This is a genomic window from Bradyrhizobium sp. BR13661, from assembly GCF_029892425.1.
In the GTDB taxonomy this organism is placed as follows: domain Bacteria; phylum Pseudomonadota; class Alphaproteobacteria; order Rhizobiales; family Xanthobacteraceae; genus Bradyrhizobium.
Window position 1 is genome coordinate 334,672 of the sequence record NZ_JARXWB010000004.1, and the last position, 15,150, is coordinate 349,821.

At 63.6% G+C, this 15,150-nt stretch carries 12 protein-coding genes and 1 tRNA gene; 2 read left to right on the forward strand and 11 right to left on the reverse strand.

The annotated features are described in order from the left end of the window. Positions 1–58 precede the first annotated feature (58 nt). Positions 59–499, reverse strand: a complete 441-nt coding sequence (gene mscL / locus M2427_RS09285; RefSeq protein ID WP_280705946.1) for a large conductance mechanosensitive channel protein MscL — start codon at positions 497–499, stop codon at positions 59–61. Between the two features lie 27 nt (positions 500–526). Next, entirely contained in the window at positions 527–1,417 is an 891-nt protein-coding gene (gene dapA, locus M2427_RS09290) for a 4-hydroxy-tetrahydrodipicolinate synthase (protein ID WP_280705947.1), read from the reverse strand. A gap of 295 nt (positions 1,418–1,712) precedes the next feature. On the opposite strand from dapA, the gene M2427_RS09295 reads away from it, so the two are divergent. Further along, positions 1,713–4,118 (forward strand): lytic transglycosylase domain-containing protein, encoded by a 2,406-nt coding sequence (locus M2427_RS09295; RefSeq protein ID WP_280705948.1) that lies wholly within the window; start codon positions 1,713–1,715, stop codon positions 4,116–4,118. Positions 4,119–4,588: 470 nt separating this feature from the next. Here M2427_RS09295 and M2427_RS09300 read toward each other — a convergent pair whose 3' ends face one another. Then, positions 4,589–6,148 carry a porin gene (locus M2427_RS09300; RefSeq protein WP_280705949.1) on the reverse strand — a complete coding sequence of 520 codons (1,560 nt, stop codon included), beginning with the start codon at positions 6,146–6,148 and terminating at the stop codon, positions 4,589–4,591. Positions 6,149–7,015: 867 nt separating this feature from the next. Here M2427_RS09300 and M2427_RS09305 point away from each other — a divergent pair. Next, positions 7,016–7,108, forward strand: a tRNA-Ser gene (locus M2427_RS09305). A 365-nt stretch (positions 7,109–7,473) separates the two neighbouring features. On the opposite strand, the gene M2427_RS09310 is transcribed toward M2427_RS09305, so the two are convergent. The 8 genes from M2427_RS09310 to M2427_RS09345 all read right to left on the reverse strand — a co-directional run bounded on the left by M2427_RS09310 (position 7,474) and on the right by M2427_RS09345 (position 15,099). Beyond that, entirely contained in the window at positions 7,474–7,740 is a 267-nt protein-coding gene (locus M2427_RS09310; protein ID WP_280705950.1) for a hypothetical protein, read from the reverse strand. 1,449 nt (positions 7,741–9,189) lie between these two features. Next, complete coding sequence (gene gatB, locus M2427_RS09315) at positions 9,190–10,668, reverse strand: Asp-tRNA(Asn)/Glu-tRNA(Gln) amidotransferase subunit GatB (RefSeq protein WP_280705951.1); 1,479 nt, start codon at positions 10,666–10,668, stop codon at positions 9,190–9,192. Next, on the reverse strand, positions 10,665–10,967 hold the full coding sequence (locus M2427_RS09320; protein ID WP_280705952.1) for a hypothetical protein: 303 nt from the start codon (positions 10,965–10,967) through the stop codon (positions 10,665–10,667). The genes gatB and M2427_RS09320 overlap by 4 nt, the downstream gene beginning before the upstream one ends. Further along, positions 10,958–12,433: an Asp-tRNA(Asn)/Glu-tRNA(Gln) amidotransferase subunit GatA gene (gene gatA / locus M2427_RS09325; RefSeq protein ID WP_280705953.1), complete on the reverse strand. Its 1,476-nt coding sequence runs from the start codon at positions 12,431–12,433 to the stop codon at positions 10,958–10,960. The genes M2427_RS09320 and gatA overlap by 10 nt, the downstream gene beginning before the upstream one ends. After that, positions 12,430–12,642 (reverse strand): hypothetical protein, encoded by a 213-nt coding sequence (locus M2427_RS09330; RefSeq protein WP_271671225.1) that lies wholly within the window; start codon positions 12,640–12,642, stop codon positions 12,430–12,432. Before M2427_RS09330 ends, gatA begins: the two co-directional genes overlap by 4 nt. A gap of 18 nt (positions 12,643–12,660) precedes the next feature. Continuing rightward, complete coding sequence (gene gatC, locus M2427_RS09335; protein WP_007611211.1) at positions 12,661–12,948, reverse strand: Asp-tRNA(Asn)/Glu-tRNA(Gln) amidotransferase subunit GatC; 288 nt, start codon at positions 12,946–12,948, stop codon at positions 12,661–12,663. Positions 12,949–13,023: 75 nt separating this feature from the next. Further along, positions 13,024–14,100, reverse strand: coding sequence for a nitronate monooxygenase family protein (locus M2427_RS09340; RefSeq protein ID WP_280705954.1), 1,077 nt, complete (start codon positions 14,098–14,100; stop codon positions 13,024–13,026). An 18-nt stretch (positions 14,101–14,118) separates the two neighbouring features. Beyond that, on the reverse strand, positions 14,119–15,099 hold the full coding sequence (locus tag M2427_RS09345) for a nitronate monooxygenase (RefSeq protein WP_280705955.1): 981 nt from the start codon (positions 15,097–15,099) through the stop codon (positions 14,119–14,121). Between the last annotated feature and the right edge of the window lie 51 nt (positions 15,100–15,150).

Consider the following 15,150-nt stretch of genomic DNA (forward strand, 5'->3'; position numbering starts at 1 on the left):
ACCTGGCAGAAAAACCTGATCGAGATGCTAAGCTAACAGTTTGGATGAAGCGCGCGCGTCACTTCTTGAGGAGATCGCGGATCTCGGTGAGCAGAACGACCTCTGCCGACGGCTTCGGCGGCTCCGCGGGCTTGGCCTCTTCCTTGCGCTTCAGCGTGTTCATGGCACGGATCACCAGGAACAACACGAAGGCGACGATGACGAAGTTGATCGTCAGCGTCAGAAAGCTACCGTAAGCAAGTACGGCGCCTTGCTTTTTCGCATCCGCTAAGTTGGTGGCGGTCACCGCCTTCGACAAGGGGGCGAAGTAGTTCGAGAAGTCGAGGCCGCCGGTCGCAGCGCCAATGATCGGCATGATGATGTCACCGACCAGCGACGTGACGATGGCGCCGAAGGCCGCACCAATGATGACGCCGACCGCGAGATCGACGACATTGCCCTTCATGGCGAAATCGCGGAACTCCGTGAGCATCCGCCTGCCCTTTTCGTCGACGCTCATGAAAGGCCTCCCCGATCGGCTAACGCATCAATTGATCAGGCCAGCGTGCACCATCGCGTCGCGCACGGCAACGCGGGTCGGCGCCGAGACCGGCACCATCGGCAGCCGCAGCGTCTCGTCGAGCTTGCCGAGCAGCGACATCGCGTACTTGATCGGCGCCGGGTTGCTCTCGATGAAGAGGTTGTTGTGCAGCGGCATCAGCTTGTCGTGGATCGCGAGCGCCGCCTTGGTGTCGCCCTTCGCCCAAGCGGCGTGGAACTCCGAGCACAGGCGCGGTGCGACATTCGAGGTCACCGAGATGCAGCCATGGCCGCCATGCGCCATGTAGCCGATGATGGTGGCGTCCTCGCCGGAGAGCTGGTTGAAGTCCTCGCCCATCGCGGCGCGCTGCTGCGACACGCGCACCATGCTGGCGGTGGCGTCCTTGACGCCGGCGATGTTCTTCAGCTCCCACAGCCGCTTCATGGTGTCGACCGACATGTCGATCACTGAGCGAGGCGGGATGTTGTAGATGATGATCGGAATCCCGATCGCATCGTTGATCGCCTTGAAGTGCTGGTACAGGCCTTCCTGGGTCGGCTTGTTGTAGTAAGGCGTCACCACCAGCACGGCATTGGCGCCCGCCTTCTCGGCGTGTTGGGCAAGCTCAACCGCCTCCTTGGTCGAATTGGAGCCGGCGCCGGCGATCACGGGCACACGGCCCTTGGCCTCCTCGATGCACCATTCGACGACCTTCTTGTGCTCGTCGTGGGAGAGCGTCGGGCTCTCGCCGGTGGTGCCGACCGGGACCAGGCCGTTGGTGCCCTCGGAGATCTGCCAGTTGACCAGGGAGCGGAACGCCGCCTCGTCCAGCGAGCCATTCTTGAACGGCGTGACCAAGGCGGTGAACGACCCCCGGAATTTCGTCTTGGCTGCCATGGACTTCCTCCGTACGCGGCGAGTTTTAGAGCAAGCCCCTTTCATATCGGGTCTCACCCGCCCGTAAAAGGCCTGCATCCGTGTGACGCACCGTTTAAGCCGCGATTTTGCCGCGGTGGTGGTGCAAACCCGGCGAAGGTAAGCGGCTGTTGGTATTTTGTCCGCATATTCAATCAAATACAGCCAGATCTTGTACAGATAGGTCTTGAGCCAATTGACTGATTCGGGGCGACGAACCGCCGTGACCTCTATTCCTCGCGCAGCGTGGCGATCCGCCGGTCTGGCCATTTGCCTGATGGCCGGCCTGTCCATTGGCTGCGTCGCCCTGGCCAAGGTCGCCCTGGCCAAGTCCAATGAGACGTCCGACGACACGGCGAAGGACCCTGCCAAGGGGAGTGCAAAGCCGGCGACGAAGGGAACTGCAAAGCCGGCCGCGAAACAGCCCGCGAAGGACGCGACGAAGGGATCGGCCAAGGACACCACCAAGGACACGGCAAAGGGCGCAAGCAAGGGAGCAGCTGCCGCTCCCGCCAAGGACGCCGCAAAGAAATCCGCCGGCAAGGACACTGCGAAGGACAAATCGAAGCCCGCAGCCGCAGCTGCCGCACCAAAATCGAGGCCAGCCGCGAACACGTCAGTCCGCCAGGCGGCGCCGGCCGTGACAGCCACCATCAAGCCCACCGTCTCGGCCCCCGCCTCCGCCAGACCTGGTGCAGCGCCCATGCTGGCGCCAGCGACCCGCCAGCATGCCGCGCCGATCAAGCCGGTCACGCCGGCCGCGGTCGCCGCGACCTCCTCGACGTCGCAAGCCGACAAGGACACGCTCGAAAACGTCATCGAGCTCGTGCGCAAGCGCAAGGCGGGCGATGCCAGCAGCTACGCGGCTTCGATTTCGGATCCGGTCGCGCGAAAACTCGCGGAATGGATCATCCTGCGCAGCGAGGACAATGGCGCGAGCGTCGAACGCTATCGCGCCTTCCTCTCCGCCAATCCGAGCTGGCCGTCGCAAACTTTCCTGCGCCGGCGGCTTGAAGCTGCGATGTGGGACGACAGGCGCGACGATTCCGTTGGCTGGTCGTGGTTCGAGAACGAATCCCCCGTTTCGGCGAAAGGCCGCTTCGTGCTCGCCAAAGCGATGCTGGCGCGCGGCGACCGCGCCAATGCCGAGCGGCTGGTCCGCGAAGCCTGGCGCAGCGATCCGATGTCGGAGGACACCGAGAACAACGCGCTCGACCAGTTCGGCGCGCTGCTGACGCCGGGCGACCAGAAGGCTCGGATGGACGCGCTGCTCTATGGCAGCGAGACCGAGGCGGCCATGCGCGCCGCAAGGCGTCTCGGCGCTGGCTATGTCGCGCTTGCCAAGGCCCGCATTGCTTCCAACAAGAAGGCGCCGAACACGCGCGCGCTGCTCGAAGAGGTGCCGCGCGAGCTGCACAGTGATCCCGGCTTCATCTTCAGCAAGATCCAGCTCTTGCGCCGCGAGGAGAAGTTTCCGGAAGCAGCCCAGCTCATGCTGTCGGCGCCAAAGGATCCGAACCGGCTCTACAATCTCGACGAATGGTGGATCGAGCGGCGCCTGCTGGCGCGCAAGATGATCGACACCGAGGATTTCCGCAGCGCCTATCTGATCGCGCGCGACGCCGCCCTGCCCTCGCGCGACATCTACAAGACTGAGGCGGAATTCACGGCGGGCTGGATCGCGCTGCGCTTCCTCAACGATCCCGCGGCCGCCAGCCAGCACTTTGCCCGGATCGGCGTCGGCAGCGTCAATCCGACGACGCTCGCCCGCGCCGGTTACTGGCAGGGCCGCGCAGCCGAAGCCGCCGGCCGCCAGCAGGAGGCGCGCAATGCCTTTGCCCGCGCCGCCGAGCAATCCACGAGTTATTACGGCCAGCTCGCGCGCGCAAAGCTCGGCCTGCCGCAGATCGAGCTGAACAGCCAACCACGCGGCCGCGGCGCCGAACGGCTCGAGATCGTGCGTGCTGCACAATTGCTCTACGAGCTCGACGAGCGCGAGATGGCGGTGCCCATGCTCGCCGACATGGGCGAGAACGGCGATCCCGAGGCACTCGCGGGCCTCGGCGAGCTCACCCAGCGCTACAGCGACGCGCGCGGCATGCTGCTGGTCGGCAAGGCCGCGCTCAATCGCGGCCTGCCGTTCGATTTCTACGCCTACCCCGTCAACGGCATTCCGCAGTTCACGCAGATCGGTCCCGAGGTCGAGCGCAGCATCGTCTACGCCATCGCGCGGCAGGAAAGCGCGTTCAATCCGGCCGTGGTCTCACCGGCACAGGCCTATGGCCTGATGCAGGTGACGCCCGATGCCGCGCGCTATGTCTGCAAGCGGCACGGCGCGACGTATGACTTGTCGCGACTGAAAAACGATTCGTCTTACAACGCCACGCTCGGTGCGGCCGAGCTCGGTGGCCTGCTCGAGGATTACCGCGGCTCCTACATCATGACGTTTGCCGCCTACAATGCCGGCCGCGGCAGCGTGAAGAAGTGGATCGACCGCTATGGCGACCCGCGCGATGCCAAGATCGACGCGGTCGACTGGGTCGAGCTGATCCCGTTTTCCGAGACGCGCAATTACGTGCAGCGCATCATGGAGAACCTTCAGGTCTACCGCGCCCGCTTCGGCGGCGGCACGAAGCTGCAGATCGAGGCAGATTTGCGCCGCGGCGCCGGCAGCGCGGAATAGAGCCACCCTCTCTCGAACGGAAGACGTCCACCTCAGTCACCGGCCATCAATCACCGGGCCGTGCCCGGATTGAGCCTGCGCCATCGCAAGCGCTCTTGCTCCCTGTCCGGGGCAGATGACCTGCTGCCCGGACAACAAAGGGCGCAAAGCCATGGAGGCGCCGACAGCGTTTGCTTGAACCGCCCTCGCCGCCATGCTGGTCGCACCAGCGCGTGCGTTGCCCCCTCAACGCCGCAGCCGATGCAGGCGACAAACGCCCGATGTCGGACAACACGCTGCGGGCAGAAACGAAAGAGGCCGCCTCAAGAGGCGGCCTCTTTCGTTTCGGGAGACCAGATCGACTTCGTCCGCTCCCTGCCCTCGTCGACGATCCTCTGTCGGCTTGAGCGTCTTGCGACTTCTGCCCTTGCCCCCAAAAAGCAAGAGCCCCCGGCGGTTTCCCGCCGGGGGCTCGAGTAGATAGTCAGGTATTAGAAGGTGCGCTGAGCACGCAGCATCAGGGTCAGCGAGTTCTGATCCTTCAGCTCATACACAGCAGCCGGCTTCGCCCAAGCCGCCATGCCCGTCGCCGGGATCGCGATCGTGCCGGAGTACTTCTGATCCAGACGCGACCAGCTCAGGTCAGCCGTGAACGCCAGGTTCTTGACCGGGGTCCAGACGGTGTTGATGCCGACGACGCCGAAGTTGAAGTCCGGGTTACACGTTGCAGTGGCGGCACCGTAAGCGGCGACGAAGTTGCCGCAGATCAGAGCCTTCGCATTGCTGGTGTAGCTCAGCGAAGCATAGCCACCGTAGACCGCGGTGACCCAGTAGGGGTTCCAGTTGTGGGTGTAGCCACCACGGACGCCCCAGGTCTTGACGGTCTCGATGCTGCCGCCAGCGCCGTAGACGCCGTCAGCAATGCCAGCGAAGCCGATGCTCTGGTAAGCGCCGATGCCCGAACCGCTGAACATCACGAACTGCTGCGGGAACAGGACCTGGAAGTTTTCCCTGGACATGCCATCGGTGTAGACGGCGTTCAAGTTGATCGAGTCACCCGCACCAGTCGGGATGTTCTTGATCGACAAGGCGCCCTGCACAGCCCAACCCCACTTGTCGCTGGGATGACCGGTGGGTTCCGTCGAGCCGTAGTAACCCGGATGCAGGTCATGCGCGGCAACCGAGATCTGGCCCAGACCCCAGGCCTGGTCAACACGGATCGCACCGACGATATCGGGAACGCGCGTTCCACCCCAATCGCTGACGCCGTATTGCCCCTGGATGAGGGCGTTACCAGCGTTCGTAGCGGCAGAAGTCGTCACGATGGCACCCGCGCCGCTAACAGCACTGGAGGCCGCGAAAGCGGAGGCGTTCCAGAGGTTGCCCTGGCCGTTGGACTGCGTATCGGGGGCTTCCAAGGCGAGCGAGCCGGTGATGCCCTGACCGAAGTCAGCGGTATAGGCGAACTGGTTGACACCAGTCACGTGGTTCGAGCCGCCCGGAACGGTATCGGGACCGCCCGCGTTGTAGCTCTGCCACGGCGCGTCGAAGATCGAGACCGTACGACCCATGGTGAAGCCAGCGAACTGGATGAACGCATGGTAGAGGCCGAGCGTAGCACCGCCAGCAGCAAAGGCCGTACCACCGCCACTGCCGGTGTAGTTGCCGGTGTCGTAGCTGAAGATCATGTCAGCGAAGGTGCGGACAACGCCGTATTCGGTCGCCGTGCGGGTATCGACGTTCAGGTCCATACGAGCGCGGGTGTAGTAGTAGTTGGTCAGACGGTTGTTGGAACCACCGTTGGCCGTGGCCTGGCTGTTGTTGAAGCCGTAGTCGTTCGCGCCGCCGAGGATGACGTCAGCACGGACGTAGCCGCTCAGCTTGATGCAGGTGTCGGTGCCCGGGATGTAGTAGAAACCCGCGCCGTACAGCGAGCAGATCTTCACGTATTCGACCGCCTTGGCCTTCACGGGGAGATCGGCTGCTTGTGCTCCGCCCACGGCGATCAGACCCGCCGCTGAGCCGAGCAAAAGGCTCTTAACCAACTTCATGTTAAACCTCCAAGTTGCTCTTCAGGGAAGGTCACTGACCCGAATGGCCAATTCCCCAACCCCATCTAAATCACCGCTTTTGGCCGCCTTCGCGTCTTCGGACACACCCGCATGAACGCGAGGGACTTAAGCGAAAGACCTAAACGGGACGACCTTGGGATGCCCCCCTCCGTCGCCCGATCACAATTACCGAACGTCCTTGCACACACAACAACAGAACGCTCCAAAACGGGCCGTTGAAGCGTGTTTCCCGGAGAGTGTTGCACAAATAACACGCAGATGTGATCAAACGGCGCCCGCAACATATTGTTTTTACTATTCTTTTTAAGGCGGTTCCATTTGCCATCAAAATTCCCGGTCAGATGGCGCACGGGCGGGCTTACACACAGCCCCGGGGTTCAGGCGCTCAAATCGTGGAATCAGCCCGGAGACTCAGCGGATATGTGTCGGCCCGTAACGCGCGGTGATCGGGAACTGGACGTTCATCTAGAGCGTCGGGGGCGGCCTGGCTCAGAGGCGGCAATCACCTCGGAGATCGCGGCGTTTTGGCAAGGGATCCCTGCCGGCGGAGCGCCCCTCACCTCGCCGCGAGCAGCGATCCTGCCCCCACGAGTCCGAGTGCGGAAGAAACGGCCAACAAATTCAGATATTTGACGTCGCAGCACATGATTCCGCCCTCGTCCCCTGCCTGTCGCCGGGCCACGCGCGCTCGCAACGTGCCGGCGATTTCTGCGCGATGTTTCCCGGCACGGGAGCAAACCATCCTTAGCGACGCGCAGGGCCGCGGAATTCGTTGGGAATATTTGAACGAAAACACACGCTTCCAAATTGACCCGCCCGACCAATTAGATGCATAAGGCTCGCACCGGAGAGGTGGCCGAGTGGCTGAAGGCAACGCTTTGCTAAAGCGTCATACGGTCTCAAGCTGTATCGAGGGTTCGAATCCCTCTCTCTCCGCCACCCAGCAGCAGAATCAAGGTCTGCGCATTCCCACATCGGAAAGCGATCGATCGCGGCGCAGCTGCCACAGCCTGGCGCAAGGATTCGCGCGGCTGAACTCAGCCGATTCGCGCTCTCCTTATATATGTGTGCGCGCACCTAGCTGTGGGATCGCCGGATTCGCCCACAATGCCGGTCTTGCGCACCCGTCCGAGTTCCAGATCGCAATCGTCGGGCGCGATCTGAATCGGCACTGACTCTGTCGCGAGTCAGCCTTGTTGGGGTCTTTCATGCCGCGCGGGTCTACGGTGCGGCACGACGCGGGAACTTGATTCAGCGCAACTGATCCGCCCCGTGGCGACACGGGGCCGGATGCAACTGTCTGCTCAATGCGCGGAAACCCAGGCCCGTGCCTCGCGCTGCGCGGCCGAGATCTCGGACTCCGACATCTGGCCGGCCACTTCCTGGCGCAGCGCGATGGCGTCCTTGCGGCCCTTCAGGGCGGCGAGGTTGAACCATTTGTGCGCGGCGACGAGGTCGACCAGGCCGGAGCGACCGCTCGCCCAATAGATGCCACGCTCGAACAGAACGTCCGACAGCGCGGTTGCTTCGATCGGCGTCGCCGCATCGAGATCAAAAGTACCCTGAAACATAACGCATCCCCTTTTCTTATGCCGTCTCGTTCCCCGAGCGCGGCTCCCGTCCAACTCTGATCCGCGTGATCCTTCTGGATCGCGCGATGTTCAACTCGTCCCCAAATCTTCTTGTCCTGGGCTGTTGCCCATTGCCGTTTGCCGGCTTGTTGAAGGCGATGATGGCGGGCAAATTTGAATGGCAGTTTAAGTATCGCGATGAAGCAGACGTAAACGGAAGGCCGCGCTACGCGCACCGGCGATTCGAAAAGTCCCCGATTTGCAGGCACTTCTGCGATTCGTCAGATTCGGTTTACCTTGCGGCTTTCGGACATCGATAACCATCGCGCACGGTGGCACGCGTACTGTGGTTACATCTTGTGGGTGGGGGCACGCTGGAAACGCCGCATCGTCGACGGTGAGCTGAGCGCCGAGCCACGGTCATGGCGGACGAGCGTGCGTCGCGGCCCGCGCCTGCCCAAGGCAGCGCGGTGCGAAGACTTCGCAGTCAGTTCAGCAATGTGGGGAAGGGAATGCCGGCAATACCCCGGCCTCAGGGAACGAGGGCGTCGGCGAACACGTCAGGACCAGATTCCAAATTGACCCGAAGGCCGCTTGTGGAATTGCGGAGCCCTTTGAAGGGAGAACCGCACCGAACGAAGAAAGCTTGTTTCTTCTGCCGGACCGCGAAAGAGAAGCGATCCGACCGTTGACCTGATGTCTCGCCGACACCCTCTATCGTCGACCAGAACCTCTAGGAGGCGCTGATGACGTGCCGGCTGCGAGAGCCGGCAACTTCAGAAGTCGAAGTTACTTCTTCTTCTTCGCGACCTTGCGGGTCTTCTTCGCAGTCTTCTTCACTGCGCTCTTCGCCTTCTTCGCCTTCTTCGCTTTCTTGGCCATGTTGCCCTCCGATGTGTGAGATGGCTTTAATCGCTGCATGCATTCGGGGATCGAGTGCACACTCATTCCGAATACACCAACACGACGAAAAAAACATCTTCTCACTTAAGGAAGTGTTGACGGCGCAGCGCGCGTGCGCCAGCCGCGCTTGATTTGCCTGCGAGCAGCGAGACGCGTTCGCGATTGCCAATGCTTCGCGCAACATCGACATCGGCAAGCGCCGCGATTGCAGGAAAACACTATGCAGCAAGTATTATTCTGCGCGCGCACATCGCGCGTGATCGACGCGGTGACGCGCGCCGCGAAGCGCGCCATCGCCTCGTGGAGGTTAGTCGCGGACTCTGAGTCGCGAGTTTTGGCAACGAAATTATTTTCATGCTTAACGGCGGAAGCGCTCGTCAGGGCGTGTGCAAGACGCCGTTTTGCGCGAATCGCGCGGACCGCGATTCGGTCGCTACATCGCACTCGGACGGGATGTTGGTTGCTGTCGATGACGCGCGAGAGCGTCGCGTCGTAAGGTGATGCGAGGTGACGAAGCGCATCGTCACCTCGTCCGAACGCGTGACGTCAGATGCCGAGCTTGGACTTGAGCAGCTCGTTGACCGCCTGCGGGTTCGCCTTGCCGCCCGACGACTTCATCACCTGGCCGACGAACCAGCCGAGCGACTGCGGCTTGTCCTTCACCTGCGCAGCCTTGTCGGGATTGGCCGCGATGATGTCGTCGACAACCTTTTCGATCGCCGAAAGATCCGTCACCTGCTTCATGCCGCGGCTTTCGACCAGCGCGCGCGGGTCGCCGCCCTCCTGCCGGACGATCTCGAACAGATCCTTGGCGATCTTGCCTGATATCGTGCCCTCGCCGATCAGGTCGATGATCGCAGCGAGCTGCTCGGAGGTCACAGGAGAGCCCGTAATATCCCGGCCCTCCTTGTTGAGACGGCCAAACAGCTCGTTGATCACCCAGTTCGCCGCCATCTTGCCGTCGCGGGTGCGGTTGGCGAGCCTGTCGAGCACGGTCTCGTAGAACACGGCGCTCTCGCGCTCGGCGACCAGCACGCTTGCGTCGTAAGCCGACAGGCCGAAGTCTGCGACAAAGCGCGTCTTCTTCTGGTCCGGCAGCTCCGGCAGCTTGGCCTTCAGCTCGTCGACGAACGTCTGAGTGAACTCCAGCGGCAGCAGATCCGGATCGGGGAAGTAGCGATAGTCGTGCGCCTCTTCCTTCGAGCGCATCGAGCGCGTCTCGCCCTTGTTGGGGTCGTAGAGCCGCGTCTCCTGGTCGATCGCCCCGCCATCCTCGAGGATTTCGATCTGGCGGCGCGCTTCATACTCGATCGCCTGTCCGATGAAATTGATCGAGTTCATGTTCTTGATCTCGCAGCGGGTGCCGAGCGGCGCGCCCGGCTTGCGCACGGAGACGTTGACGTCTGCGCGCAAGGATCCCTTCTCCATGTCGCCGTCGCAGGTGCCGAGATAGCGCAGGATCGAGCGCAGCTTTGTCACGTAGGCCTTGGCCTGCTCGGCATCGCGGATGTCGGGCTTGGAGACGATCTCCATCAGCGCCACGCCGGAGCGGTTGAGATCGACATTGGTCATGGTCGGCGACCGGTCGTGCAGCAACTTGCCGGCGTCCTGCTCCAGATGCAGGCGCTCGATGCCGATGGAGACGCTGCGGCCGCCATCGAGCTCGACCAGAACCTCACCCTCGCCCACGACGGGCGACTTGTACTGGCTGATCTGGTAGCCCTGCGGCAGGTCCGGATAGAAATAGTTTTTCCGATCGAACACCGAACGCAGGTTGATCTTTGCGTTGAGACCGAGCCCGGTCCGGACAGCCTGCCTGACGCATTCCTCGTTGATCACGGGCAGCATGCCCGGCATCGCGGCGTCGACCAGCGACACGTGGCTGTTCGGCTCGCCGCCGAACGCGGTCGACGCGCCCGAGAACAGCTTTGAGTTCGACGTCACCTGGGCATGGATCTCCATGCCGATGACCATCTCCCAGTCACCGGTGGCGCCCTTGAGAAGCTTGTGCGTGGCCGTGCTCATGTCGTGCTCCCGAGCAGCGTGGCAGCGATCCGCTCCCACTCCGCTTCCAATGAATCCTTTGCCGCCAGCTGGCCGGCCTGGCGGTACCAGTAGCCGGCATTGCCGAGATCGCCTTCGACGCGGTGCAGATAGGCGTGCACCCAGGCGGCGTCGCGGCCATTGTCGTCTTGAACGATCTTGTGCGCCTGGTTCCAGTCGCCCTTCGCGGCCCACCAGAGACCTTTGAGCGGCGCGTTCAGGTCCGGCGCGGGTGCCGCGCCGTCGAGGCTTGCGATGAAGTCAGCGACATTCACCACCACCTCGCGGGCGTGAAGCGGCCGGCGGCCTGCTCGATCACCTCGCCAAGCGAGAACAGCGCCTCCTCCTCAAACGGGCGGCCGATCAGTTGCAGGCCGAGCGGCAGGCCCTGTGCGTCCTTGCCTGATGGCACCGCGATGCCGGGCAGACCCGCCATGTTCACGGTGACCGTGAAGATGTCGTTGAGATACATCTCGACGGGATCCGCGCCACCCTTCTCGCCGATGCCGAAGGCCGCCGACGGCGTCGCCGGGGTCAGGATCGCGTTGACGCCCTTGGCGAAGCAATCCTCAAAGTCCTTCTTGATCAGCGTGCGTACCTTCTGGGCGCGCAGATAGTAAGCGTCGTAATAGCCGGCCGAGAGTACATAGGTGCCGATCATGACGCGGCGACGCACCTCGGCGCCAAAACCCTCGGCGCGGGTGTTTTCGTACTGCTCGATGATATTCTTGCCCTGCTCGCGCAGGCCGTAGCGGACGCCGTCGTAGCGCGCGAGGTTGGACGACGCCTCCGCCGGCGCCACGATGTAATAGGCCGGCAGCGCGTACTTCGTGTGCGGCAGCGACACCTCGACCAGCTCGGCGCCGGCCGCCTTCAGCCAGGCCGCGCCCGCTTCCCAAAGCTTCTCGATCTCGGCCGGCATGCCGTCGAGACGATACTCCTTGGGGATGCCGATCTTCATGCCCTTCACGGATTTGCCGATCGCGGCCTCGTAGTCAGGCACGGCAATGTCGACCGAAGTGGTGTCCTTCGGATCGTGGCCGGCCATCGAACGCAGCAGCATCGCCGCATCGCGTGTCGTGCGCGCAATGGGACCTGCCTGATCGAGCGACGATGCAAAGGCGACGATGCCCCAGCGCGAGCAGCGGCCATAGGTCGGCTTGATGCCGACGGTCGCGGTGAACGCCGCCGGTTGCCGGATCGAGCCGCCGGTGTCGGTCGCGGTCGCGCCCATGCAGAGCAGTGCGGCGACGGCCGAAGCGGAGCCGCCGGACGAGCCGCCCGGCACCAGCGTGGTGTTGCTTCCCTCACGCCGCCAGGGATTGCCGACGGGACCGAAGCATGAGGTCTCGTTCGCCGAGCCCATCGCGAACTCGTCATTGTTGAGCTTGCCGAGCATCACCGCGCCATCGCGCCACAGCTGCGACGTCACGGTGGACTCATAGGTCGGCACGAAATTGCCGAGAATTTTCGAGCAGGCCGTGGTGCGCACGCCCTTGGTCGCGAACAGATCCTTGATGCCGAGCGGAATGCCGGCGAGCGGCCCCACCTCACCCTTGGCGATCCTGGCGTCCGCCTCGCGCGCCATGCTGCGCGCCTGGTCGGGCGTTTCCAGAACAAAGGCATTGAGCACGCGCGCTTTCTCGATCGCGGAAAGATGCGCGTCGGTCAGCTCGAGCGACGTGAAAGTCTTGTCGGCGAGACCCTTGCGGGCCTCGGCGAGCGTCAGCGATGTCAAATCGGTCATTTATTGATCGGGCTGCAGAAGAACGGAGACAGGGTCTTGTCGTTGGCCGGGTCGTCTTTCTTGGCGGCCGCATTCGCGGCGGCCTGGAGCTCGTCGAGCACGGCATTGACGGCGACGTTGGGATCGGCAGCCTTGCCCTGCCGTTCCATCTTGTCGAGATAGTTCATGTAGGCCTGATAGGCCTTTTCATCGTCGCAAAGCAGGCACATCGGACTTGGTCCTAAAAACTATTCAACAACCTTCGGCACCAGAAAGAAGTGACCTTCGGTCGCAGGCGCATTGGCCACGATATCGTCGGCGATCTCGCCGTCATTGACCACGTCCTGCCGCTTCTTCATCTGCATCGGGGTGACCGAGGTCATGGGCTCCACGCCCTCGACATTGACCTCCGAGAGCTGCTCGACAAAGGCGAGCATGGCGTTGAGCTCGCCCTGCAGATGCGGAACCTCGCCCTCGGAAACCGCAATGCGCGCCAGATGCGCGATGCGGCGGACGGTAGCGGCGTCGACGGACATTATATAAGGCCTCTCACAGCAAAACCTATTGCCGTATAGCAGAGGCCGGTTTTGCGCCGCAACCGGCGGCGCGCGCTACCCCGCCATCTGGCGGAGGCGTGCGAGGGCCGATTTGGCGAGATCCCGGGTCAATTCAGCCGCGGGAAGCTCCCTTCCCATGCCAATCGCCTGCCCGGCCCAGAGATTGGTGAAATCCACCTTGCCCTGCTTATCGGCGGCTGCCTTCAGCGGCGCGAGTGCCGTTGCGGCATGGGGGAATGGCGGAGCGTCGGGCGAGATCGGACCAACCTCGCGGATCACCCGGTTCTGGACACCCCGCGCCGGCCGACCGGTCATGACATTGGTGATCACGGTGGAGTCGTCCCGCGCTTCAGCGAGCGCGGCCCGCCCGGCCGCCGTGTGGGTGGATTCCGGGCAACGCAAATAGGCACTGCCGATCTGCACGCCCGATGCACCGAGCGTGAAGGCCGCCGCGATGCCGCGCCCATCACCAATACCGCCGGCAGCAATCACCGGCGCCTTCACCGCGTCGACGATTTGCGGCAGCAGCGCGAACAAGCCTGGCTGCTCGGCGATCTTCTCGGTCAGGAACATGCCGCGATGGCCACCCGCCTCCGCGCCTTGTGCGATGACGGCGTCAACGCCGCGCTGGTCGAGCCAGACCGCCTCCTTCACCGTCGTCGCCGAGGCGATCACGAGGCAACCTGCCGCCCTGATGCGGTCAAGCAGGGACTTCTCCGGCAGACCGAAATGAAAACTCACGACCTCCGGCTTCAACTCCTCCACCACTGCGCAGGTCGCCGCATCGAACGGCGCCCGGTTGGCCGCGTTGACAGGCGCTGCTGGATCGAGGCCATGCTCGGCGTAATAGCCCGCGAGGCGCTGCTTCCAGCGCGCTTCAGCCGCGGCGGTGAGTTCGACGGGCGTGTGGCAAAAGAAATTCAGATTGACCGGCGCCGTCACCCGCTGGCGGATGATCTTGACCTGCTCGCGGATCTTGTCCCCTGACAGCATCGCACAAGGCAGCGATCCCAGCGCACCGCCTTGCGCGGCCGCGATGACGAGCTCGGCATCCATCACGCCCGCCATCGGCGCCAGCACGATCGGAAATTCGGTCTTGAAGAGATCGATCAGTCGACGGTCAGGCCACATGGTTGGGTCTTTCCTGGTTCAGGCGAGCGATGCGATGGAGTTGCGTCGGCCGGCGAGCAACTGCTCGGCCTCCGCCGCAATCCGTTCAACGATCTCGGCCGCCGGTGGAATATCATGGATCAGGCCGACCGCCTCACCTGCGATCACGGCGGCGACGTCGAAATTGCCGCTCGCCTTCGCCGCGGCATAATCAGCGGCAACCTTGGCAACATTCTGCATCATCTCGACCTCACGACCGACCCAGCGCCTGGCGTGGTCGTTGACCAGACACCGTCCCGTGAACGGCGCCGGCCAGACATTGTTGCGCGAGAGATCGAACACGATGCCACGCACGGTCGAACCGCTCTTGGCCGCACAGATGCGCCGCTTGGCCTCTTCAGCGCCGTCGGCCTCCTGGCTCGCATAGAAACGCGTACCGAGCAGCACGCCGCTCGCACCGAGCATCATCATGGCGGCTAGCCCGCGCCCGTCAGCGATTCCGCCGGCGGCGACAACGGGCACACGGCCCGCGGCAAGATCGACGATCGCCGGCACGAGATCGACCGTGGTGCGCGAGGCGCCATGACCGCCCGCCTCCGTCCCCTGCGCGATCAAGATGTCCGCGCCGGCATCGAGCGCCTGCTGTGCCATCGCCTCGTCCTGCACCTGGCAGATCAGCCGCGCACCGGCAGACTTGATCCGCGGCGAGAACGGCGCGGGATCGCCGAACGAGAGCATGATCGCGGATGGTTTTGCCGCGAGCGCGACATCGAGCAGTTCGGGTCGTTTGGCGAGGCTCCAGGTGATGAAGCCGATCCCGAACGGCGCGGACAGGTCAGCGAGCTTGGCCGTCTCCTGCTCCAGCCACGCCCGCTCGCCATAGCCGCCGCCCAGAATGCCGAAACCGCCGGCACGGCTCACTGATCTCACCAGCCGGCTGCCGGCGATGATGTCCATCGGCGCCAGCAGGACGGGATGCTTGATTCCCAGCAGCGTGGTCAGCGGCGTCGCGATCGGCATTGGGTCCTCTCCCACCTCTGGACACGAACCCTAGGCCCAACTAGCATTCTC